The following is a 22,452-nucleotide window of genomic DNA, read 5'->3' as shown; positions in this document are numbered from 1 at the left end:
ACGCATGCGCACAAACCTGAAGTTGACCGGCAGCCAACTGGTGTCCGAACGCATCGCCGCCGTGCTGGCCTCCGGACTGGGCCGCACCCGCGCCCAGGACCTCTTGGCGGAGACCTCCTCGGCCGTTCCCGTCGCCCGGCCGTTCCGGCCGGACGCTCGCCGGGCGGCTGTCGCCCGAGAAGACGCGCGCCGGTGCGCTCCGACAGCGCGGCCGAGGGGAGACCCGCTGACGGCCGACCTGGTCGGGTGCCGCCGAGCCCTCCTTCACCATCGCCCCCGCCGATCGGCCCATCCCGGGACGTCACGCACCGACACCGTGTCGTCCGAATCTGTTATCGGACATCGTCTCTCTCGAACCGGCCAAGGTTCGCCGCCGACCACCCCGAACTTTCGGCCACCATTGCCGTACCGGCCGGTAGGGCGCGAACATCACTGTCGAGGGGGTCTCCGTCCGATTCCGGAGGCAGCAGAGCCGACGACGCCGGAATGGAACACCGGAGCCGGTTTCCGGCGACCACGGCCCCCGGAGCGGGAATCCCACGCGTTCACTGCAAGGTCGCAGCAGGAAGGCACCACCAACAGTGCAGATCAATCTTCTGGGGCCGATGGAGGTCATCGATGACGGGGTCCAGCTCCGGATACCGGGGGAGAAGTTACGGGCGATCCTCGCCGCCCTCGCACTGTCCGTGCGTCGCTCGGTGTCCCGAAGCGAATTGATTGACGAATTGTGGGGGGAGACGCCTCCGAACAGCGCCGGGAATTCACTGCACGGTCACATCGCGCGGTTGCGGCGGGTCCTGGTGGCTCACGGCGGCAAGTCGGACCTGCGGGACGTCGTCCGCACCTCGCCGACGGGATACGTGCTGGATCTCTCCCCCGACGACGTGGACGCCTCCCGGCTCCACCCCCTCGTGGCGCGTTCCGACGCGGCAGCCGCGCACGACCCGCGCACCGCGGTGGACCTGCTCAACGAGGCGTTGGCGATGTGGCGGGGGCCGGCGCTGGTCGACGCGGGCAGCGGCATGATCTGCCAGGTCGCCTACACGCAGTTGGAAGAGGTCAGGCTGGGCGCCTACGAACGGCTCTTCGACATCCGACTGCGACTGGACCAGGCGCGGGCCGTGATCCCGGAGCTGGAGCTCCTGCACGCCCGGTACCCGCTCCACGAGCGCTTCTGCGAGCAGCTGATCACGGCGCTCTACCTCTCGGGGCGGCAGGCCGACGCCCTCAACACCTACCACCGCACGCGCGACTACCTCTCGCAGCACCTGGGTCTCCAGCCCGGCCACGGGCTCCGCGACCGGGTGCAGGACATCCTCCGCCAGGCCCCCCACCTCACCTGAGGCCGGGCGGCGCGAGCCGCCCGGGGGCTGCTCACACCGACCTCGTCACCCGCAGGAGCTGCCACAGCGCCCCCGGCCGCGCCCGCCCGTGGAACGCCAGGTACTCGGGACGGACGAGCTGGGGCCCCCACTTCTCCTTGTACGCGAGCTGGCCGGCCGCGGGGTAGATCCGCTCCCCGTGCTCGGCCAGCAGCCGCATGAGCCGGGCGGTGGCACGGCCGGCGCCCGGCGGGTCGTGCTCCGGGGAGAGCCCGGTGAACGGCGTGAACCCGAAGTGCAGCCACCGCGCCCCCTCTTCCCGGAACGTGTCCAGGGCGGTCAGGTTGACGGCCTCCATCACCCCGGGCGGCGCCTGCGGCAGCCGTCTGCTGAGGTCGTGCAGCCAGCCGGGGCGGGACCCGTAGGCGGGCGAGTAGGAGATGTAGCAGACCGGCTCGCCGTCGAGACTGCCGACCAGCAGCCGCCGGGCGTGCTGCACGGGCCCGCCCAACTCGCCGACGAGGAACTCGATCTCCTTCACGTGTCGGCCCTTGCCGCGCAGCCAGGCGGCGTCGATGCGCTCGATCCGCGCCGCCACCTCGGCGGGCGCGACCTCCGCGACCTCCAGTCCGCTCCGGCGTGCGCGGGAGATCTTGTTGCGGAGCTTCATGAAGCGGGTGCCCCGGAGCGAGAACTCCGGCAGATGGACGGAGTAGGACGAGCCGACCTGGTTGACCGTGTAGCCGCACCGGGCGTACAGCTCGACGTCCGGGCCCAGCAGCTGGACCGCCACCGCCTTGCGGCGGCGCTCGCGCGCGTGGGCGAGGAAGGCCCGCAACAACGGTTCCCGCTCCTCCTCCGGCGCCCAGACCCCGCCGAGCTGGATGAGGTACCGCCCGGCTTCCCGGTAGGCGACGACCCCGCGGGAGGCGCCGGTGAAGTAGGCGTTGCCCGCGTTCAGCGCGAGGAAGGCACTGGGGTTGTCGCCGTGTCCGCGCAGCCGCTCCAGCACGTCCAGCACCTCGTCGTCGGAGACGGTTCCGCCGGGGTTCGTCATCTCACTCCTGTCGTCGGAGGCGTCGGTTGCCGGAACGGGCAGCCCCCTCCATGCTCCTCACCGGCTCTGCCATCGTGCTGAAACAGCTGTCTCAGCGGGGTCTCAGCCCCGTCTCCGCCGATTCTCAGGCGGCTCTGTGAAGGTCTGACCCGTCACCAGGAGTGCGGAATTCCCGTCGTCGACGGGACGGAGAGCGGAGGGCTGCGTGAGCAGCGATGTCGCAATGACCCCGACGTCGACGGAAGGGCCGGCCGAAAGGCCGTCCTCCGGTATCTCGACCTATCTTTCCCTGGTCGGCGGCGAGGCCGTTCCCAGCGATGAGTGGGTCTATGTCATCGACTCCGACTCGCTGCTCGACAACGCGTTCGCGACGCTTTCCCTGAAACGGAGACTGGAGCGGGGAACAGTCCCGGCAACGGATCTGCCGCCCGCAATCGTCGCCCGAGTGGCCCGCGCGGACCGCGCGACCTCGGAGCGCGCCCTGGAGGCGGCGGCAGCCGCGACCGGCCCGTGGTCCCGGGTCCCCCCGGAGACCAGGATCGACCGGTTCGGCGCGCTGCTCCGCCGACGGCTCGTCGAGCGGTCGGCGGAGTTGACCGAGGTCCTGGTGCGGGAAGGACATCCGCTGGCCCTGGCCCGGTGGCAGGTCTCCGGGGCGCTGGAGGTGTTCGGTCCCGAGTCCCTGGGTTTCTACCGCTCCCAGATGCTCCAGGAGTTCCGCCACGGTGAGCGGCGGATCTCGGTCCGCCGTCGCCCGGACGGCGTGGTCTGCCTGAACCCCCCGCAGAACGCGCCGCTCTCCAGCGCCCTGCTGGGGGTGACCGCCATCATGGCCGGTAACTCCCTTGTCGTACGCGCGCCCCGTAGTGCGCCCCTGGGCGCGATGTACGTGCTCCAGGAGGTGGTCGCTCCGGTGCTCGCCGAGCTCGGTGCCCCGCCCGGGACCCTGAACGCGGTGTGCGGCGACCCGGTGCCGATCCTGAACGCCTGGCTGGAGAGTCCGCTGGTCGACGACGTCATGTACTTCGGCAGCAGTGAGAACGGCATCCGCTTCCAGGAGCGCTGCGTCACGGCGGGCAAGAAGCCGATCCTGGAACTCGCGGGCAACGACGTCGTCCTGGTCTGGAAGGACGCGGACCTCGAAGCCGCCGCCGACGCCGTCACCGAGAGCTTCTACGGCTCCGGCCAGCTGTGCATGATCCCCAACCAGGTGGTCGTCCACCCCGACGTCTGCGACCGGTTCCTCGCCCTGCTCGGCGAACGGGCCGCACGCATCCGCCCGGGACGGGCCTCCCAGGAGGGCGTCCTGCTGACGCCGGTCCTGCGCAACGAGAAGTTCTTCTCCTGCCTCCAGGACGCCCTGGACCGGGGCGCGGAGCTGGTGTGCGGCGGCCACGCCATCCGGGAGGACGGTACCCGCGACACCGCCGGGATCTTCCTGGAGCCGACCGTGGTGCTGGTGCGCGGCGGTCTGGAGAAGGCCCGCGAGGTGCGGGCGGTCCGGGAGGAGACCTTCTTCCCCCTGCTGCCGGTGATCGTGGCCGAGCCGGCCCCGGACGACGTCCAGCTCGACCGGTTCGTCGACTTCGTCAACAGCAACGCCCACGGGCTGCGGAACTCCGCCTGGGCCGGCGACCCCGAGGTGGTCGACCGGATCGTCGGCAGCGTCACCCAGGGCGGTCTGCTGAAGGTCAACGACTCCCACATCGGGTTCCTGCCCTACCTGCCCACCCACGGCGGCACCGGCCTGACCGGGGGCGCGTTCGGTGAGGCCAACTACCCGATCCTGCGCACCTCCCACGTGCAGGGCGTCTGCGTCGCCACCGGGGTCCGTCCCACCGAGGCGGTCTTCGGCGCCTGGCAGGCCATGCGCGCCGCCGCCGACTGACCGACCCGCGCGTGTGCGCGCCCGCGCACACGACCACCACCCGCCGACCGCCGACCGCCGACCGCCGACCGCCGACCACCCGGCGGACCGGACACGACGTACCCCCGCCCACCCGGCCACGGCCCCTCACGACGGCGCCGCGGCGAGGGCGAGGGCGTCCCGCCGCACCCCGATCCGAGTACCGGAAGAGTCCCGAAGGGGGCCCCTTGCGTTCGCTGGAATCCGCACGTGAGACGTGCGAGTCGTTTCTCCCCGGTCTGCTGGACCGGCTCGCCGACACCCCGCTGGAGGAGTTGGAGACCCCCCGCAGCGCGGCCTTCGACCACTTCCGCGCGGCCGGCGGTCCGGCGCTGCTGATCCCCGCCTCCTACGGCGGCGCGGGCGCCGACCCGCTGGAGGCGCTGGCCGTGGTGCGGGCCCTCGCCTCGCGCGCGCCGTCGCTGGCCGTCGCCACCACGATGCACCACTTCTCCGTGGCGACGCTGTTCACCCTCGCCGACAGCATCCACGGCAGCGGCATGGAGTGGGCCCTGCTGGAGGGCATCGCCGAGCAGCGGCTGCTGGTCGCCTCCGGCTTCGCGGAGGGCCGCCCCGGGCGGGGCATCCTCTCCCCGACGATGACGGCCACCGAAGCCCCCGGCGGCTACGTGATCAACGGCGCGAAGAAGCCGTGCAGTCTGGCGCACTCGATGGACCTGCTCACCGCGAGCGTGGCGCTGCCGGCCGCGGACGGCGCCGAACCCACCATGGCGGTGCTGCTGGTCCCCCGGGAGACCGAGGGCATCTCCGTCCACCCCTTCTGGGGAAGTCGGACGCTGGCCGGCGCCGAGAGCGACGAGGTGCGGCTCTCCGACGTCTTCGTCGACGAGAAGCTGCTGATGCGCACCGAACCGTCCGTCCCGGGCAGGCTGGACGACCTCCAGACGGTCGGTCTCATCTGGTTCGAGCTGCTGATCTCCGCCTGCTACCTCGGCATGGTCAGCGGCCTGGTCGAGCGGGTCGTGGACGGCGGACGCGGCAGCGCCGCGGACCGCGCCCGGGTCCTGGTCACGTTGGAGACGGGCGCACTGCTGCTGGAGGGCACCGCACGGATGATCTCCGACGGCGAAACCGGCAACTCCGACCTGGCGCGCACCCTCATCGCCCGCTACGGAGCGCAGGACGCGCTCGGTGCCGCGCTGGGCCAGGCGGTGGAACTCCTCGGCGGTTCCGCGTTCATGTCCTCCTCCGACATCGGCTACCTCGCCGGCGCCGCCCACGGCCTGTCCTTCCACCCGCCGTCGCGGGCGAGCTTCACCGCCCCCTGTCTCGACCACGCCGCGGGCCTGCCCCTGCGCCTCACCTGACGAGGGAGAAGCCATGACATCGACTTCAGCCGCGCCCCCACCGCCGCTGCGCACCCCGACGACACCGGGCGTGCGGGCGGCGGCCCCCGGGCGGGACGAACTGGGGGCCCTCTACCGGGCCCACCTCAGCAGGGGCCGTGCCACGCTCGGCGAACTCTTCGGCGGTCACGTCGAGGTCGCGTCCCAGGGGGCCTGGGTCACCACCGCCGACGGCAGCCGTTTCCTGAACTGCGGCGGCTACGGCGTCTTCCTCTCCGGCGCCCGGCACCCCACGGTGGTGCGGCACGTCGCCGAGCAACTGGCCACGCATCCGGTGGCGACCCGGTTGTTCCTGGAGCCGCAGATGGCCTTGGCGGCGGACGCGTTGGTCGCCGTCGCACCCGCGGGGCTGGAACGGGTCCACTTCGCCGGCTCGGGGGCGGAGGCGGTGGAGGCGGCGGTCAAGCTGGCACGCACCCGCGGGCGGCGCAGGCTGGTCGCGATGGAGAACGGCTACCACGGGAAGACCATGGGAGCGCTCAGCCTCACCGGACGGAGCGTCTTCCAGGAACCGTTCCGCCCGTTGCTGCCGGACACCACCCACGTCCCGTTCGGGGACGGCGCCGCGCTGGAGGCGGTGCTGGCGGCCCACCCCGGTGAGGTGTGCGTGGTGCTGGAGCCCGTCCAGGGCGAGGCCGGGGTGGTGATCCCGCCCGACGGCTACCTGCGGTCGGTGGGTGAGATGTGCCGCCGTCACGGCGCCTTCCTGGTGCTGGACGAGATCCAGACGGGGCTGGGCCGGCTCGGCTCCTGGTGGGGTGTGGACCGCGAGGACGTCACGCCCGACGTCCTGCTGGTCGGCAAGGGCCTCAGCGGCGGGATCGTCCCGGTCTCGGCGGTGGTCGCGACCCACGAGGCGTTCCGGGCCTTCGACCGCGACCCCTACCTCCACACCTCCACCTTCTCCGGGGCGCCGCTGGCGATGGCGGCCGTCCGCGGGGCGCTCGCGGCTCTCCACGAGGACGACCTCGTCACCCGGTCCCGGGAGCTCGGTGCCGAGCTGCTGCCCGAGCTGGGACGGATCGTCCGCTCCCACTACGGCGCCGCCGTCCGGGAGGTCCGCGGCAGGGGCCTGCTGCTCGGCGTCGAGTTCGCCGACCCCGGGCCGGCCGGCGACCTGCTGATCGAGCTGATCATGAACGGCGTCATCGCCAACCACTCCCTCAACTCCCACCTCGTCCTGCGCTTCACCCCGCCCGCGGTGCTCACCCGCGGCGACCTGGACTTCTTCTACGAGGCGGTCGACCGCGCGTGCCGCGCGCAGGGCGTCCGCCACGGAACCGCGGCGGAAGGCGGCAGCAGTCGTGCGTAGTGTCAGTGTCACCCTCAGGATCGCCGACCAGGACGCCGAGCAGGCGTTCGACCGGGTCAGCGCGTTCAGTCGCTACCCGGAGTTGACCGACGTGATCCGGTCCGTCGGGACGCGGCAGGTCTCACCCGCGGAGGAGATCAGCGACTGGGAGGTCTACTTCCGCAACGGCGTGCTGTGCTGGAGCGAGTCCGACCTCTTCGACCGGGACACGCTCACCATCGCCTTCGAGCAGGTGGACGGCGACTTCGCCGAGTTCAGGGGCACCTGGCGGACGGAGCAGGCGGGCCCCGACTGCCTGGTGGTCTTCGCCGCGGAGTTCGACTTCGGCATCCCCAGCCTCGCGGGCATCCTGGACCCCGTCGCGCAGCGGGTGTTCAAGGAGACCATCGCCCGGGTCGTCCTCGGGCTGTTCGCGGGCGGCGCCGACGTCGTGGGCGACGAGGCCGTCGCCCGTGCGGTGGCCGACGCGCGGGTCGCGACCACGGCGGGCGCGCCGGGGGCCCCCTGATGGACGCCCGGAACCTCTTCGAGACCCCGACCACCTACCGGCTGATCCGCCTGGAGTACGCGCTGGGGCTGGCGGTCGCGACGGTGCTGCTCCTGACCCACCTGGGCGAGGTCCGCTGGGCCGCCTTCGCCGCGCTGTTCGTCTCCATCGACCTCGTCGGCTACGTGCCCGGGGCGATCGCCCACCGCCGCAGCCCGACCGGGGAGGTCCACCGGGCCTACCACGTGCTCTACAACGTGATGCACAGCCTGGTCACGCAGGGGCTGGTGGTGCTCGCCTGGATCTGGCTGTGGGGCGCGGAGTGGGCGCTGCTCGCCGTCCCGATCCATCTCTTCGGCGACCGCGCGCTCTTCGGCAACTTCCTCAAGCCGTTCGCCCTGAGCTTCGAACCGGCCGCCCACCCCGCCTACGCGCGCCTCGCCTCCGAGCTGGCCGCCCCCGCCGCGGGGCTGCCCCGGCCCCCGGCGGCGACCGCCGGCCCCCGCTCCCCGAACACCTGACGGCACACCGTCACGTCCCGCGGCCCGCCCCGACAGCCCCTCCGAAAGGGGAACCACCATGTCCGACACCTACCAGCGCCTCGTCGCCCTCCTCGCCGGCTCGTTCGGCCTGGACGCGGACGACATCGCGCCGGACAGCACCCTCGGCGCCCTCGAACTGGACTCGCTCGCCCTGGTCGAGCTGTCCGTGGCCTCCCAGGAGGAGTTCGGGGTGGAGCTCGACGACAGCGAGATCGACCTCGACTCCACCGTCGCGCAGGCGGCCGGGGTCATCTCCGGGAAGCTGACGGCCCACCGATGACGGGTCGCACGGCGGCGCCGCCGCCCCGGGAGCCGTTCCACGCGGCTGTCACCGGCGTCGGTCTCGTCACCGCCGCGGGCGTCGGGGTGCCGCTCACCTGGGAGACGCTCCACGCCGCCCGGGGCACCGCGGCGGTCGACCACCCGGACCTCGCCGGACTCCCGGTCGACTTCGCGTGCACGGTCCCCGACTTCGACCCGGGCGCGCTCATCGGGCGGAAGCAGCTCTGGCGGCTGGACCGCAGCAGCCACCTGGTGCTGGTGGCGGCGCACGAGGCCCTCGCCGACTCCGGTCTCGACCGCGGCGCCTGGGACGCGACGCGCGTCGGTGTCGTCCTCGGGAACGGCATCGGCGGTGCGGCGACCTGGGAGAAGCAGCACAACGTGCTGCTGGAGCGCGGCCCCCGCCGGGTGTCGCCGCTCCTCGTCCCGATGCTCTCCCCCAACATGTGCGCCGGCTACGTCTCCATGGAGTTCGGGGCGCGCGGGCCGAGCTTCGTGACCGCGACCGCCTGCGCCTCGGGCACCACGGCCACGGGCCTGGCACGGGAGCTGCTCCGCTCCGGCCTGTGCGACGTGGTCGTCACCGGTGGCACCGAGGCACCACTGGTGCCCTCGCTGGTCACCGGCTTCAGCCAGATGGGCGCGCTGGCCGCCCGTCGCGAGGACCTCGCCGGGACCTCCCGTCCGTTCGACGCGGACCGGGCCGGGTTCGTACCGGCCGAGGGCGCGGGGGTGCTGGTCCTGGAACGGCCGGAGCACGCCCGCGCACGCGGCGCGCGGATCCGGGCCATGGTCAGCGGCTACGGCGCCTCCGCCGACGCCCACCACGCGACGGCCCCCGACCCCGACGGGGCAGGTGCCGAACTCGCGCTGCGGGCGGCGCTGGCCGACGCGGGCGTGGGCGCCGACGAGGTCGACCACGTCAACGCCCACGGCACCGCGACCCGCCTGAACGACGCCACCGAGGCCCGGATGATCCGCCGGGTGCTGGGGAGCCGTCCCGCCGTCACCTCCGTCAAGGGAGTGGTGGGGCACTCCCTCGCGGCGGCCGGCGCCATCGAGGCGGTGGTGACGGCGCTGACGCTGGAGAGCGGCCACATCCCGCCCACGGCCAACCTGGAGAGCCTGGACCCGGAGCTGGAGGTGGACATGGTCCACAAGGCGGGCCGCCGGGTCCCGGTCGAGGTGGCGGTCAGCAACTCCTTCGGGTTCGGGGGCCAGAATGCCGTGCTGCTCCTCACCCGGGCCTGAGCTGCCCGTGGCGGTGTCCGGGCGTGGGCGCGGGCAGCGCCGCGGCCAGCGCCCGGACCACGGTCGCCGCGGCGACGGCGTGGCCGCGCCCGGTGCGCCGGGACCGGTCACCGCTCCACGCGGGGAGCTGTCCCGACTCGGCCGTCGGCGGGTCGAGATCGACGCAGAGCGTGCCGTGGCGGACGGCGACCGCGCGGGCCCGGTCGCCCATGCGGCGCTGCTGCTCGGCGCCCTGTTCGCGCCGCCCGGCCGGCCCCGGCCGGACCGCTGCGGGGCCGAGCCCGATCAGCGCCACGTCGTACCCGGCGTCACGGAGCGGGGCGACGGTCCGCGTCAGTTCCGCAGTCGGGCCCCGCAGGTCCGACGTCTCCCGGGCGACGTACCCCGACCCCCAGCAGAGCAGGGCGAGATCGCCGCGGAAGGCGAGCGCCGCGGGCAGCTGCGCGGAGCGCACCTGCGCGGCGGTGGCCTGACGCCGGCCCAGCAGATTGAGGTAGGCCAGCCCGGCCGTGGCCTCCCGCAGCGCCGCCGCGACCCGGTCGTACCAGGGCCACGGCCCGTACCCGGCCAGCGGCTCCGCGGACCGTTCGACCGGGATGTCGCCGATCACCACGAGTCTGCGCCACGGCGCCCGGGCGAGCAGCCGCCTCGCCTCACCGGGCCGCAGACAGCCGGGGTCGTCGGCCTCGCCCGCCGCCGACGGCACCGGATCGGACGTCTCGTCGATGGTGTCCCCCTCCCTCACCGCCCTCCCGTTGTCCCCCGAGGGCACCTCCTTGCTGCCCGTACCGCAGCCGCTCCACTCCCCCGGCGGGACCCGTTCCGGGGCGTGACGCCGTCTCAGGAGGATCTCAGCGGGATCTCAGCACACTCCGGAAGCATCCGGGGCACGGCAGGAGAGCGGCCCGACCGCCTCCGCGACCGGGAGAGGTACCCGAAGTGGCCCAACGGGGGTCCGGAGCGATCCGGACCGGGTGCGAGCCCCCGCAGGTTCGAATCCTGCCCTCTCCGCCGACCGCCCCGACGCCCTGCCCGGACGATCCGGCTGGGGCGCCCTGCCCCCGCGTGCCCGCCCGGGGCGGCCGTCCGCCGGTACCCCGCCGGGCGGTGGGCCGGCCAGGGGTCGGCCGCTCCGCCCCGTGATCCCCGCCCGGTTCGCCCCCGGGCCCAGCCGTGGAGCCCGCCGGCCGTCGCCGGCGCCTCCCGGACGCAGCGACGAGCGAAGGACACGCGCATGATCGACAGACTCCTGAAGCGCCCGCTCGAAGTGGTGGAGGCCAACTTCCGGCGCCCCACCGGGCGCGCCGGCCATCTGATCGGCCACCTGATGGCCCGACAGCACCGGACCCTGACCGTGTGGGCCGCCGAACACATGGAGGTGCGGCGCTCGCAGCGGGTGCTGGACATCGGCTGCGGCAGCGGCATGGCCGTCGAGCTGCTGTCTCGTCGGGCGAGCGGCGGGTTCGTCGCGGGGCTGGACCACTCCCCCGAGATGGTCCGACAGTCCGTCCGCCGCAACGTGGACGGCATCGCCCGGGGCCGGGTGGAGATCAGGGAGGGCGACGCGGGCAACCTGCCGTACCCCGATTCGTCGTTCGATCAGGTGAGCGCCATCGAGACCTTCTATTTCTGGCCCGACCCGATGCGGGGCCTCGCCGAGGCGTACCGCGTGCTCCGACCGGGCGGTCAGGTGGCCGTCACCCTGGAGATGAGCCGCGAGGCCGCCGAGCAGCCCTCTCCCGTCCAGCGATACTTCGGGCGACGGTTCACCGAGCGGTCGGAGCGCGAGGGGCTGCGCATCCTGTCGGGGGCCGATCTGGTGGAGATGCTGACGAAGGCGGGTTTCCGGGACGGCCGGTTCGTCTCGGAGCCACGCCGCTCGCTCGGCTGGGTCTGCGCCCTGGCGCGGAAGTGAGAGAGGGGGACGACCGATGACGACGTCTCCGGGGACCGCCGCCGCTCCCGGCTCCGGCGCGGCCGGCCCGCCTCCCGCGCCGGAGGGCAGCGGGCTGCCCGTGGTGGGTAGCATCCTCGACTTCCGCCGCGACATCCTGCGGGCCATGCACCGGGGATGGCGCGACCACGGCGATCTGGTCCGGTACCGGCTGGGGCCCGTCGTGGTGCACGGCGTCTCCGGTCCCGAACTGGCCGCCGAGGTCCTCACCGACAGTGCCGCCTTCGGAAAGCTGGGGGCGGACAACCCGCTGCGGCTGATCCTGGGCGAGGGGCTGCTCACCAGCGACGACCACGAGAGCTGGATGCGCAACCGGCGCATGATGCAGCCGATCTACACCAAGCAGGCCATCGCCCGCATGTACCAGTCGATGGCCGCGTCGACGGCAGCGCAGGTCGAGCACATGGCACGCGGTCACCGCAGCGGGGACGTCGTGGACATCCACGGCGAGATGATGCGGGTGACCCTCGACATCGTCAGCCGCTGCATGTTCAGCACCGATGTCGAGCAGACCCGCGACGGCATCGGCCCCGAGGCGGTGGAGGTCGCCGTCAACTACGCCTTCGACCGGCTCCAGAACCCCTTCAGCCTGCCGGCCCGGTGGCCCACCCGCCGGAACCGCCGGTTCCGGCGGGTCATGGCGGGCATCGACTCGATGACCTACGGCATCATCGCGGAGCGCCGCGCGGCGGCCTCGGCCGGCACGGTGCGGGGCGACGGCGCGCCCGACCTGCTGGACATGCTGCTGGACGTCCGTGACGCGGACACCGGCGAGGGCATGAGCGACCGTGAGGTCCGCGACGAGGTCATCACGACCTTCGGCGCCGGCCACGAAACGACCGCGATCACCCTGACCTGGGCTTTCTACCTGCTCTCGCGCCACCGCGAGGTGCTGCGCCGGGTACAGGCGGAGGTGGACGAGGTCCTCGGGGACGCGATGCCCACCCCCGCCGACCTCGCCGCCATGCCGTACGCGCTCCAGGTCTTCGAGGAGGCACTGCGGCTCTACCCCTCGGCGCCGATCGTGCCGCGGCTGGCCCGCCAGGACACCGTGCTCGGCGGCCACACCGTGCCGGCGGGCTCCCGGCTGCTGGTCAACCTCTACAACATCCACCGCCACGAGCGGCACTGGGACGACCCCGAGCGCTTCGACCCGGACCGGTTCTCGACCGAGGGCAGGCGCGGGCGCCACCGCTTCGCCCACATGCCGTTCGGCGCCGGTCCGCACCTGTGCATAGGCAAGCACTTCGCCCTGATGGAGGCGCACCTGCTGCTGGCCGCCCTGGTGCGGCGCTACGAGTTCCGGCACGTACCGGCACACCGCGTCGTCAACCAGGCGTCGATCACGCTGCGCCCCCGCCACGGCATGGAGATGACCGTCCACACGCGGTCCCGGGCGGCGCGCGCCGGGTGAGCGCCGGCCCGAGCCGGGGGCGCCCTTCCGGGCCGCCCACGCCGCCCGACACCCCGCTGCCAGCCGCCCTCCTCACGGCACCGGCTCGTCCTGACGACGAACCGCCTCCTCCGACGAACCGGCACCCCCTCCGACGAGCCGAACCTCCACCGAAGATCCGAAACCGCCACCGAACGGAAGACGGACCCGATGAACATCGACCCCAGCACCGCGGACGCCGCACGGCTGAACTGGACGCAGTACCGCCCGGGGCAGCAGGCCGGCCACTACGAGAGCTTCTACCAGCGGGGCAACCACCCCACCGAGCCGCGGGCGTTCTGGATCCGCTACACGGTCTTCAGCCCCGAGGGGATGCCCGAGTCGGCCATCAGCGAGCTCTGGGCGGTCTACTTCGACGGCACCACCGGCCGTCATGTGGTGGCGAAGGAGGAGCACCCGATCGCCGACTGCCACTTCTCCCCCGACTCCTTCGGCGCGCGCGTCGCCGACAGCGTCCTGGAACCGGGCTCGTTGCGCGGCGAGGCGGACGGAACGGACGGCCGGATCGGCTGGGACCTGAGCTACAAGGGCTCCGAACCCCCGCTGCTCCTCCTGCCGCCGCGGATGTACGGCGGCGGTTTCCCCAAGGCGAAGAGCCTCGTCGGACTGCCGCTGGCGAACTACACCGGCACCCTCACCGTGGACGGCGAGGCGATCGACATCGACGGCTGGACCGGCAGCCAGAACCACAACTGGGGCAGCCGGCACACCGACCACTACGCCTTCGGCCAGGTCGCCGGATTCGACGGCGAGCCCGGTACGTTCCTGGAGATCGTCACCGGCCGGACCCGGCTGGCCGGGCCGGTCATGACGCCGAAGGTCACCTTCCTGGTACTGCGCCACCACGACCGGGAGTACCAGCTCTCCTCCCTCGGCCGGGCGCTCCGCGCCAAGGGCGACTTCGGCTACTTCTACTGGGACTTCGCCACCTCCGACGAGGCGGTCGCGGTGCGCGGCCGGTTCACGGCGTCGCCGGAGGACTTCGTCGGCCTGAACTACTACAACCCGCCCGGCGGCATCAAGCACTGCCTCAACACCAAGATCGGCCGGTGCGATCTCCAGATCACCAACAAGGCGACCGGCAGGGTGGAACGTCTGACCGCGACCGGCCGCGCGCTGATGGAGATCCTCACCGACGACCGCGAACACGGAGTCCCGATCCGCGCATGAACCTTCGCAACGACTCCGTGGGCGGCCCGGCCGGACCCGACCGGCCGACCGCCCCGCCGCGACGGGAGGGGCACCCCGGTTCCGGGCTGCCGACCCGCCTGTCGCGGCTGACCGGTCGTCACCGGTGGCCGTTGGCCGCGGTGTGGCTGCTGCTGCTCCTCATCGCCGGCGTGCAGGCGTTCTCCCTGCCCGGACTGCTCAGCGGGGGCGGCTGGTACGCCGCCGGTTCGGGCTCCGCCGAGGCCGCGGAGCGGCTCGCCGACGACGGTTTCGAGGGGCGGGGAGCCACCTCCGTCACCGTCGTCGTCACCGACCACCGCCACCGGGCGGGTGAACCCGCGTTCGAGGAGCGGGTCGGCGAGGCCGTCGGCGCGGTGCTGCGCGACGGGGAGCTGCGCGCGTCGGAGAGCTACGGCTGGACCACGCTCACCGACACGGCCACCCGGGGGGCGTTCCTCGGCGAGGACGGCAGAACCGCCCTGGTCCGGGTCGGTTCCGACCTCGACGACGGCACCGCGCGCCGCGTGCTGCCCGACATCCAGGAGCGTCTGGACGACCGGTTCGGGCCCGACGGACTGGACGTGTCGCTGGTGAGCCAGGCCGCCCTGTGGGGCGAGGTCAACCACCTCAGCGAGCGCGGGCTGATCCTGGCCAAGGCCGTGACGCTGCCGGTCATCCTGCTGGTGCTGCTGCTGATCTTCCGCAGCGTGGCCGCCGCGCTCGCCACGCTGCTGGTGGGCGTCACCGCCGTGGTCTTCGCCTTCGGCCTGCTGGCGGTGATCGCCCGGCAGGTGGAGCTGTCGGTGTTCGTGCAGAGCGCCGCCGCCATGCTCGGACTGGGCGTCGGAGTGGACTACTCGCTCTTCATGATCATGAGGTTCAAGGACGAGCTGCGCGCGGAGGGCTCCCCCTCCCGGGAGGGCACCGAGCGGGCGTTGGCCCGCACTCTGCGCACCTCCGGCGAGACCGTCCTCGCCTCCGGGCTCACCATCGTCGCCGCGATGTCCACGCTCTTCCTGGTGGACCTCGGGGTGATCCGCTCCATGGCGTTGGGCGCGGTGGTCGTGGTCGCCCTGGCGGTCCTCACCAGCGTGTTGCTGCTCCCGGTCCTGCTGCACCTGCTGGGGCCGCGCATCGAGTGGGGCCGCGTGGGCCGCCCCCGGGACGGTGCGCGCCGCGGGGAACGCTGGACGCGTGTCACCCGCGGGGTGATGGCCCGCCCGGTGCTGTTCCTCGCCGTCGGGGTGGGCGCGATGCTGGTGCTGGCGCTGCCCGCGCTGCGGCTGGAGACCTTCACGCCCGACGCGCGCGTCGTGCCCGCCGACACCGCCGTCCGCCAGGGGTACGACACCGCCCGCGACGAGTTCGGGGTCGGCAGTGCGGCACCGTTGCAGGTGGTGGTCTCAGCGCCCGAGCCCGCGCACGGGATGCCCGCCCGTGCCACGACCGAACTGCTCGATCTCCACGACGCGTTGGGCGACCTGCCCGGCGTGGTACGGGTCGACTCGGCGGTCGCGACGCTCCGGGCGGTGAACCCGCAGGACCCCCTCGCGGTGCTGGCCGCCGCCGGAACGCTGCCCGACGACGCCCGCCGCACCGTCGGCCACTTCGTCTCCACCGATCGCACCACCCTGCTCTTCGACGTGGTGGGGAACGACACCGCTTCCTCGGAGTCGGTGCAGCGGCTGTTGGAGGAGGTCCGGGCCGAGGCCGCGGTGCTGGCCGCCTCGGGTGACTGGCGGGTGTCGGTCGGAGGTGAGACGGCCGAGGGCGTGGACGCCAACAAGGTGATCGAGGACGCCCTCGTCCCGGTCATCGCCACCATGCTCGCCGTGATCTACCTGCTGCTGCTCCTCACGTTCCGCTCGCTCTTCCTGCCGCTGAAGGCCATCGCCATCAACCTGCTGTCGGTGAGCGCCACGTACGGCGTGCTGGTGCTGATCTTCCAGGACGGCCGGCTGAGCGGGCTGCTCGGGCTCGACGTGGACGGCCGGCTCACCAACTTCGTCCCGGTGCTGCTGGTGACGCTGCTGTTCAGCCTCTCCACGGACTACGAGGTGTTCCTGCTCAGCCGGGTCCGTGAGGACTACCTGGCCACCGGCGACAACACCGGCAGCGTCGCACGGGGGATGGCGGACACCATGCCGCTGATCTCCGGCGCCGCCGTGCTGATGGTGGCGGTCTTCTCCGCCTTCGCTTTCACCGGCATCATTCCGATCCAGCAACTCGGTCTCGGCATGGCTCTGGCCATCGCCCTGGACGCCACCGTCGTCCGACTGCTGATCGTGCCCGCCTCGATGCGGCTGATGAGCAGGTGGAACTGGTGGCTGCCCGGTCGCCGCCACGACGGTCCCGCCGCTCGTGCGGTCGGGCCGCACGACCCGGCCGACGCGCCGCAGCCCGCCCCGACCGTCACCGCGAAGGGACCGCACCCGTCATGACCGAGCAGACCGCCGGGACACCCGACGAGACCGACACCCCGTCACTGATCAGCGAGTCCGTCGTCGTCCGGGTGACGCCCGGGGCCGCCTACGCGGCGGTGAGCGACGTGGCGCGGATGGGCGAGTGGAGCCCGGAGTGCCGGGGGGCCTGGGTGCTCGGGGGCAAGGGGCCCGTCCGGCCCGGCACCCGCTTCATCGGGCGCAACCGGGCCCGATGGCTGCCCTGGCCGACGCTGTGCCGGGTGGTGGAGGCGGACCCGGGACGCGCGTTCTCCTTCCACGTCAGCTTCCTCGGCATCCCGGTCGCGGGCTGGGCGTACCGCTTCCGGCCACTGCCCGAGGGGTGCGAGGTGCGCGAGGAGTGGCACGACCGGCGTTCCGGTCCGCTCGGCGCGGCGCTCACCGCCGTCACCCCGCTGGTGACCGGCGTCGCCCGGCGCCGGGCCCGGAACCGGGCCACGATGCGCGCCACCCTCCTCGCGTTGCGCGACGCGCTGGAGGCCGGGCGGCGGGAGTGATCCGGCGAGCCCCGTCGCGGCCCGGCGGCGATCCGACGCGACCCCACCGCACAGCGCACAGGCAGGCCCGCGGACGCACGACGCACGACGCACGCACAGCACGTCGCATCACGAGCAGGCCCGACCCGGACCCACCCGGACAGGAAGGAGCCCTCATGCCGCACGTCATGGCCGGTTCGCCCGGCAGCGGACCGCAGGCGGAGCCGGTGCCCGGCAGAAAGGCGTGCCTGGACTTCTTCGCCGGCCTGGCCGCCGGTGTCGCCGTCGTCACTGCCTCCACCGACGCGGGGCCCGTGGGGACGACCGTCTCGACGGTCACCTCGCTCTCGGCGGAGCCACCGCTGCTGCTGCTCTGTCTCGCCCACGCCTCCCGCACCCTGGACGCCCTGCGGGCCCGCGACACCTTCGCCGTCCATCTGCTGGCCGAGGGGCATGCGCCGCGTGCCCGGCGGTTCTCCTCCGCGGCACCGGAGGAACGGTTCGCGGCCGAGTCGTACGAGGAGAGCCTGGGCGCGCCCGTGCTCGCGGACACGCTTCGCTGGTCGGTCTGCCGCACGGAGGAGATACGTCCCTACGGCGACCACTGCCTGGTCGTCGGCCGGCTCACCGCACTGTGCTCGGGCCCCGGCAGACCGCTGGTCTGGCACGACCGTGCCTTCCACGCCCTGGCCGAGCGGGGTGCGCCGTGAGCGCGCCGGCCGCCGAGTCCCCGCCGTGGTCCGACGGCCCGACCGCCCGCGCACCGCGGGTGGCGGGCTCCCTCAGCGCCGACGTCGTCGTCGTCGGTGCCGGCCTCGCGGGGCTCGCCACCGCCCATCACCTCCTGGCGAGCGACCCGTCGGCGGATGTCGTCGTCGTCGACGCGCTCCGCCCGGCCGCCGGCGCCAGCGGCCGGGGCACCGGCCTGCTCGGCCCCCGGGTCGGGCCGCCGATCGACGTGGCCGCCCGCCGGTTCGGGCCGTCCGTCGCCCGCGCCGCGCACCTCGCCTCCGAGGCCGCCGTCGCCCGGGTGATCGACCTGGCTGCTGCGGTGGGCGCCCCGGCCGGGCTCCGACCGGGGGGACAGATCGTCGCCACCCGGACCGCGTCCGGGCTCGCCTCACTCGCCCGGCAGGACGCGGCGTACCGCTCCCTGGGTCTCACCGTCCCGGTGCTCTCCGCAGCGGACATCCGGCGCCGGGTCGGTGTGCCGTACCACGCCGGACTGCTGTACCGGGGGGCCGCCACACTCGACCCGGCGGCGTTCACCCACGCCCTCGCGACGGCCTGTGCCGCAGCGGGCGCCCGTTTCCACCACGACTCCCCGCTGCTGGGGCTGCGGCCGGGAACCTTGCGTACCCCCAGCGAACTGCGCTTCGCCGAGGGCACGCTGCGCGCACGCAAGGTCGTCCTCGCGGTCAACGCCGACGCGGACCGGCTCGGTCTGCCGGTCGGGACCGTGCTGCCGCTGCGGGTGCACGCCGTGGCCACCGCGCCGCTGGCGCCGGAGGTGCGGGCCGCGCTGGGCGGGGCGGACGGCGCGTCGCTGGTCGACGGTTCACCGACGGCGCCCTACTTCCGGCTCACCCCCGACGGCGGATTGGTGGTGGGCGGCGGCCGGGTGAGCCACGCCCCCCGCCACGAGCCGGGTGGCGACGGACCGGGCCATGACGCCGCCTCACGCGTCGCGGCCTGGCGGTGGTTGGAGGAGCGGTTGCGGCGGCTGCACCCGGGGCTGGTCGACGTGCCGGTCGCACACCGCTGGTCCGGCCGGATCGGCATGACCGTCGACGGGTTGCCGGTCGTCGGCCGGGTGGGCGGGCACCCCGACATCTGGTACATCGGCGGCTGCTGCGGCCACGGGCTGGCGATGTCCGTGGCCCACGGCCGGTACGTCGCCTCCCATCTCACCGGACCCGCCCCCGCCGGTTCCCGCCTCCCGTGGCACCGCGACCGCGCGCCACGGCTCCCGCTCGCCTCCCGTCCGGCCCGCGCCCTGCTCCGGGCCCACTTGCGGCAGCTGGAGCGGGCGGCGCACCGCACACCGTGACCCGCCACCCGACGCCTGACGCCCGACGCCCGACGCCCGACGCGAACGGAAAGAGACCTCACCGACATGTGGACCGACCGCCTCATCACCGCCCTGCTCCTCGTCGTGGGCGCGGTGAACCTGCTGCCCGGCTACGTCGCCCTCGCACCCGCCCAGGTGGAGACGGCCTATGGCGTGACCACCGACGGCCCGGACAGCGCCGACCTGACGATGCTGCTGCGACACCGGGCAGTGCTGCTGGCGCTGGTGGGACTGGGGCTGCTCGTCGCGGCGTTCCTCCCCGCGCTGCGGCCGGCGGCGATCGCGGCGGCGGCCGTCAGCATGGGCTCGTTCCTGCTGTTCGCCTACTCCACGGCCGACCTGGGTTCGGCGACCATCCGCGTGGCGCGCATCGACATCGCGGCGCTCGCGCTGCTGGCCGTCGCAGCCGCCCTCGTCGTGCGCCGCCGGAGGGTCTGAACCGCCACCGCCACAGGGGGCGGCCCCCGCTCGCGGGTCGGCGCGCCGCTGTACCGGCCGCGACGACCGGTGAGGTGGGGCCACCGGCGCCCGTCGACCCGGGCGGGTGGCAAGGTACCGCTGCCTCGGCCGCTCCCGTACCGGGCATCGGGTGGGCCGCCCGCCGTCGGACACCTCGGTGCGGACGCCGCCCACGCACCGCGGTGCCGCGCCCCGTACGGAGACGGGCGAACGGGCGAACGGGCGGATGACGCGGCCGGGCCGCGACCGACGCCGACGGACGGTGCGGCAGTGCCCGGACGCCGCGAGGGCGGCGGCCCGGGGTCATCGGAGCGCGAGCAGTCCCGGGGCGAAGGCGATGAGCAGCGGCAGCAGCGGCGCACCGAGCGCGAGCGCGGTGGCCCGACGGCGGTGGAGCAGGTCGGGGGCGGTCGGAGCCGGGTCGAGCAACCGGGTCACCCGATGCGTCATCAGTCCTTGACTGGAGGCGCAACTCAGGACGCCGCGATGCTCGTTGAGCCGGATCAGCGCGACGGCCGCGGTGAGACGCCCGCACCGGTGGGACGCCTCGTCGTCGGCGCAGAGTTCCACCAGCCGGTGGGTCTGCGCCCGGAGGGCGGCGAAGACCGGGACGCCGGGGAAGCCGTCGCCCAGCGCGATCGCGAGCCGCAGCAGCGCGTGGTGGCGCGCACGGGCGTGGCCCCGCTCGTGGGCGAGGACCGCGTCCAGTTCCTCGGGGCCGAGCAGGCGCAGCGCGCCGGTGGTGACGACCAGTCGGGCGTCACGCCCCGGCAGCCACCAGGCGTCCGGATAGGAGTCCTCCAGCACCAGCAGCGAACCGCGGGCCTCCCCCGTGGGCGCCGCGCCGTCCAGTCCGCCGGGAAGTCGGGGCGCGCGTTCTCGCAGCGCGCGCCGGTGGGCGCGGCGGACACCCCGCTCGCGCAGGAGTTCCCGCAGGACCACCAGCGCCGTCCAGAGACCACCGGCGGCCAGCAGCGCGGCCAGGCCGGTGGCCCAGGGGGCGGAGGGGCCGGCGGCGTAGGCGAGCAGCACCGACTCCGGCGCGGGAGCGAAGAGTTGCGCGTGCACCATGGGAAAGGCCGCCGCCGCGCACAGCGCCAGCGCGCACAGGCAGCAGACCATCACCGTGCCGATGAGGCACCACCACAGCCGCAGCGCGAGCACCGGGTCGCGGTCGGGCCAGCGGGCCGCCGCCAGCGCGCGGGGCGCCGGGAGGGCGGCGGACAGGGCGAGGGCCAGCAGCAGGGCGAGGGAGGGGGCCATGGTGCGCTCCGCGGATCGGGGGACGGGGCGTCGAGGGGCGGGTGGGCGGCCCCCCGGGCAGGGGGCCGATCCGGCGCGTCGGCGGTCGGGCGGTGCGGTCACGCGCGGTGGCCGGTCCGCCGGCGGAGCGGCCCCGCCGGGACGCGGGGGTGCCCGTCCCGGCCGCAGGCACGGTGGGAGCCGACGCTACCGCCGCGACGCGCTCTTCGGGAGTCACCCGACGGAGGGAGCCGCCCCCGTCAGTTCGATGATCCGACGCACCACGGCGGCCCGGACGGCGGGTTCGAGCTGCCCGCCACCGCCCACGGAGTCGCCGAGCCAGAGGCCGTCGGCGGCGAGCCGGGCGACGAGCGCGTCGATCTCGGCGGCCCCGGCGGAGACCGGCGGGGCGACCCAGCGGCGGGTCAGCTCCGACCACGCCTCGGCGAGGGCCGGGTCGGAGGCGGACTCCATCATGAACGCGAGGTCGGCGGCGCCGGTCCCGCCGCCGGCGCAGACCGCGGCGTACGCGGCGGTCCGCTCGGCGGGTGTGGACTCCTCGACGGGGACGGTCAGTTCGGCGAGCAGCAGCGCTTCCCACCGGGTGGTGAGATGCGCCTGGATCGCCGTGAGCAGCGCGTCGCGCGAGGGGAAGTGGTAGATCAGGCCGCCCTTGGAGACGCCCGCCCCCTCGGCGGCGGCGTCGAGGGTGAGGGCGGTGATGCCGTCGCGTTCCACGACACGGACGGCGGCGTCGAGGATTCGACCGCGGGAGCTGGGACGCATGCCGTAACTGTACCAACCGAACGGTACAGTTACTGGCCATGGGTGTATTCATGGCACCGTGCGCGCCCTGTACGTCATCGGCATCGCCGCCCTCGTCGGCGGCTTCCTGCGGCCGGACCGAGGCGCTGCGCACGACCACGGGCCGCATCACCCCGGGCATGGTCCACGGCACGCTCACCGTGCTGGTCACCGGTATCGCGCTCGTCGGCCTCGACGAGGCGGGCGACGGCGAAGTGAACCACGTCGAGGCCACCCTGACGGCGGCCGTGCCGGTCGCGGTCCTCGCGAGGGTCGTTGCCCCGGCGCGCGGCGGAGACGGTCCCTCGCCACTGCTCGGCCGTTCCCCGCCCGGTCCCGGCCGGTAGCCGGTCCCGGCCGCCGGCTACCGGCTACCGGCCGGGACCGCGGTGACCACGAGGTTGTTGCGGTACCCGGCCTGCCCGTCGTAGGGCGGAGCGCAGGTGACCAGGGTCAGGACCGGGTCGCCCTCCCGGGCGAACACCCGGTCCGGCAACCCGTCGGCGGGCACGGTCTCGCGCGCGGTGACCCGGTACTCCACCGGGTCGGCCTCCCCCTCGCGGTGCACCCGGACCCGGTCACCGGGCCGCATGTCGTAGAGCGCGGCGAACTCCCCCAGGTCGCCCGTGGCGGAGTCGACGTGGCCCATCAGCACCGCCGAACCGGCGACCGCCCCGGGCGCCGGGCCGAAGCGGTACCAGCCGGCGACGCGGGGATCCGACGGCACCGCCGCGCCGCCGTCGTCGGCGACCCCCACGGCCGTCACCCGTGCGTCCAGCCCCACCCGGGGCGCGTGCACCCGCACCGGGGGCGGCACGGCCGCCGGGCCGCCGGC

Annotated in this window: 22 protein-coding genes and 1 tRNA gene; 18 read left to right on the top strand and 5 right to left on the bottom strand. The window is 74.0% G+C overall.

Features of this window, described 5'->3' with window-relative positions; genetic code table 11:
• Positions 1 to 581: 581 nt before the first annotated feature.
• Entirely contained in the window at positions 582 to 1,343 is a 762-nt protein-coding gene (locus tag HCJ92_RS11040) for a BTAD domain-containing putative transcriptional regulator (RefSeq protein WP_167933325.1), read from the top strand.
• Positions 1,344 to 1,374: 31 nt separating this feature from the next.
• Here HCJ92_RS11040 and HCJ92_RS11035 read toward each other — a convergent pair whose 3' ends face one another.
• Entirely contained in the window at positions 1,375 to 2,379 is a 1,005-nt protein-coding gene (locus HCJ92_RS11035) for a bifunctional lysylphosphatidylglycerol flippase/synthetase MprF (RefSeq protein ID WP_209310976.1), read from the bottom strand.
• A 205-nt stretch (positions 2,380 to 2,584) separates the two neighbouring features.
• Here HCJ92_RS11035 and HCJ92_RS11030 point away from each other — a divergent pair, with 205 nt between their 5' ends.
• The 7 genes from HCJ92_RS11030 (at position 2,585) to HCJ92_RS11000 (ending at position 9,526) form a co-directional block, all read left to right on the top strand.
• Complete coding sequence (locus tag HCJ92_RS11030) at positions 2,585 to 4,267, top strand: aldehyde dehydrogenase family protein (RefSeq protein WP_420824695.1); 1,683 nt, start codon at positions 2,585 to 2,587, stop codon at positions 4,265 to 4,267.
• Between the two features lie 206 nt (positions 4,268 to 4,473).
• Positions 4,474 to 5,613, top strand: a complete 1,140-nt coding sequence (locus HCJ92_RS11025) for an acyl-CoA dehydrogenase family protein (protein ID WP_167933324.1) — start codon at positions 4,474 to 4,476, stop codon at positions 5,611 to 5,613.
• A gap of 13 nt (positions 5,614 to 5,626) precedes the next feature.
• Positions 5,627 to 6,964 (top strand): aspartate aminotransferase family protein, encoded by a 1,338-nt coding sequence (locus HCJ92_RS11020; protein WP_167933323.1) that lies wholly within the window; start codon positions 5,627 to 5,629, stop codon positions 6,962 to 6,964.
• Complete coding sequence (locus tag HCJ92_RS11015) at positions 6,957 to 7,472, top strand: SRPBCC family protein (protein ID WP_167933322.1); 516 nt, start codon at positions 6,957 to 6,959, stop codon at positions 7,470 to 7,472. The genes HCJ92_RS11020 and HCJ92_RS11015 overlap by 8 nt, the downstream gene beginning before the upstream one ends.
• Positions 7,472 to 7,972 (top strand): DUF4260 domain-containing protein, encoded by a 501-nt coding sequence (locus HCJ92_RS11010; RefSeq protein ID WP_167933321.1) that lies wholly within the window; start codon positions 7,472 to 7,474, stop codon positions 7,970 to 7,972. The genes HCJ92_RS11015 and HCJ92_RS11010 overlap by 1 nt, the downstream gene beginning before the upstream one ends.
• Positions 7,973 to 8,030: 58 nt before the next feature.
• A complete protein-coding gene (locus HCJ92_RS11005) occupies positions 8,031 to 8,273 on the top strand; it encodes an acyl carrier protein (protein ID WP_167933320.1) in 243 nt (80 codons plus the stop codon).
• Entirely contained in the window at positions 8,270 to 9,526 is a 1,257-nt protein-coding gene (locus HCJ92_RS11000; protein WP_167933319.1) for a beta-ketoacyl-[acyl-carrier-protein] synthase family protein, read from the top strand. The genes HCJ92_RS11005 and HCJ92_RS11000 overlap by 4 nt, the downstream gene beginning before the upstream one ends.
• On the opposite strand, the gene HCJ92_RS10995 is transcribed toward HCJ92_RS11000, so the two are convergent.
• On the bottom strand, positions 9,513 to 10,271 hold the full coding sequence (locus HCJ92_RS10995) for a GDSL-type esterase/lipase family protein (protein WP_167933318.1): 759 nt from the start codon (positions 10,269 to 10,271) through the stop codon (positions 9,513 to 9,515). The two genes, HCJ92_RS11000 and HCJ92_RS10995, sit on opposite strands and share 14 nt — an antisense overlap.
• A 179-nt stretch (positions 10,272 to 10,450) precedes the next feature.
• Between HCJ92_RS10995 and HCJ92_RS10990 the strand changes: the two genes are divergently transcribed.
• From HCJ92_RS10990 to HCJ92_RS10950, 9 genes are all read left to right on the top strand, one after another.
• Positions 10,451 to 10,537: transfer RNA gene (locus HCJ92_RS10990), tRNA-OTHER, on the top strand.
• A gap of 223 nt (positions 10,538 to 10,760) precedes the next feature.
• Positions 10,761 to 11,441, top strand: coding sequence for a class I SAM-dependent methyltransferase (locus tag HCJ92_RS10985; protein ID WP_167933317.1), 681 nt, complete (start codon positions 10,761 to 10,763; stop codon positions 11,439 to 11,441).
• A gap of 16 nt (positions 11,442 to 11,457) precedes the next feature.
• On the top strand, positions 11,458 to 12,894 hold the full coding sequence (locus HCJ92_RS10980; protein ID WP_167933316.1) for a cytochrome P450: 1,437 nt from the start codon (positions 11,458 to 11,460) through the stop codon (positions 12,892 to 12,894).
• Between the two features lie 189 nt (positions 12,895 to 13,083).
• Complete coding sequence (locus tag HCJ92_RS10975; protein WP_209310975.1) at positions 13,084 to 14,103, top strand: hypothetical protein; 1,020 nt, start codon at positions 13,084 to 13,086, stop codon at positions 14,101 to 14,103.
• Positions 14,100 to 16,544, top strand: coding sequence for an MMPL family transporter (locus HCJ92_RS10970; RefSeq protein ID WP_167933315.1), 2,445 nt, complete (start codon positions 14,100 to 14,102; stop codon positions 16,542 to 16,544). The genes HCJ92_RS10975 and HCJ92_RS10970 overlap by 4 nt, the downstream gene beginning before the upstream one ends.
• Positions 16,541 to 17,062 (top strand): SRPBCC family protein, encoded by a 522-nt coding sequence (locus tag HCJ92_RS10965; RefSeq protein ID WP_167933314.1) that lies wholly within the window; start codon positions 16,541 to 16,543, stop codon positions 17,060 to 17,062. The genes HCJ92_RS10970 and HCJ92_RS10965 overlap by 4 nt, the downstream gene beginning before the upstream one ends.
• A 155-nt stretch (positions 17,063 to 17,217) precedes the next feature.
• Entirely contained in the window at positions 17,218 to 17,751 is a 534-nt protein-coding gene (locus HCJ92_RS10960; RefSeq protein ID WP_167933313.1) for a flavin reductase family protein, read from the top strand.
• The gene (locus HCJ92_RS10955; RefSeq protein ID WP_167933312.1) at positions 17,748 to 19,091 is read left to right on the top strand and encodes an FAD-dependent oxidoreductase; all 1,344 of its coding nucleotides are present in this window, start codon (positions 17,748 to 17,750) and stop codon (positions 19,089 to 19,091) included. The genes HCJ92_RS10960 and HCJ92_RS10955 overlap by 4 nt, the downstream gene beginning before the upstream one ends.
• 66 nt (positions 19,092 to 19,157) lie before the next feature.
• Positions 19,158 to 19,550 carry a phosphopantetheine adenylyltransferase gene (locus tag HCJ92_RS10950; RefSeq protein ID WP_167933311.1) on the top strand — a complete coding sequence of 131 codons (393 nt, stop codon included), beginning with the start codon at positions 19,158 to 19,160 and terminating at the stop codon, positions 19,548 to 19,550.
• Positions 19,551 to 19,874: 324 nt separating this feature from the next.
• Here HCJ92_RS10950 and HCJ92_RS10945 read toward each other — a convergent pair whose 3' ends face one another.
• Positions 19,875 to 20,834 carry a M56 family metallopeptidase gene (locus HCJ92_RS10945; RefSeq protein WP_167933310.1) on the bottom strand — a complete coding sequence of 320 codons (960 nt, stop codon included), beginning with the start codon at positions 20,832 to 20,834 and terminating at the stop codon, positions 19,875 to 19,877.
• A 213-nt stretch (positions 20,835 to 21,047) separates the two neighbouring features.
• Positions 21,048 to 21,599 (bottom strand): TetR/AcrR family transcriptional regulator, encoded by a 552-nt coding sequence (locus tag HCJ92_RS10940; RefSeq protein WP_167933309.1) that lies wholly within the window; start codon positions 21,597 to 21,599, stop codon positions 21,048 to 21,050.
• A 158-nt stretch (positions 21,600 to 21,757) separates the two neighbouring features.
• Here HCJ92_RS10940 and HCJ92_RS24330 point away from each other — a divergent pair, with 158 nt between their 5' ends.
• Positions 21,758 to 21,964, top strand: a complete 207-nt coding sequence (locus HCJ92_RS24330; protein ID WP_209310974.1) for a hypothetical protein — start codon at positions 21,758 to 21,760, stop codon at positions 21,962 to 21,964.
• A 17-nt stretch (positions 21,965 to 21,981) separates the two neighbouring features.
• Here HCJ92_RS24330 and HCJ92_RS10930 read toward each other — a convergent pair.
• On the bottom strand, positions 21,982 to 22,452 hold a 471-nt coding region (locus HCJ92_RS10930; protein WP_245240781.1), incomplete at its 5' end, for a class F sortase.

It is taken from the genome of Streptomyces spiramenti, assembly GCF_012034385.1.
Classification (GTDB): Bacteria; Actinomycetota; Actinomycetes; order Streptomycetales; family Streptomycetaceae; genus Streptomyces; species Streptomyces spiramenti.
This window is presented reverse-complemented; position numbering and strand designations above follow the sequence as displayed.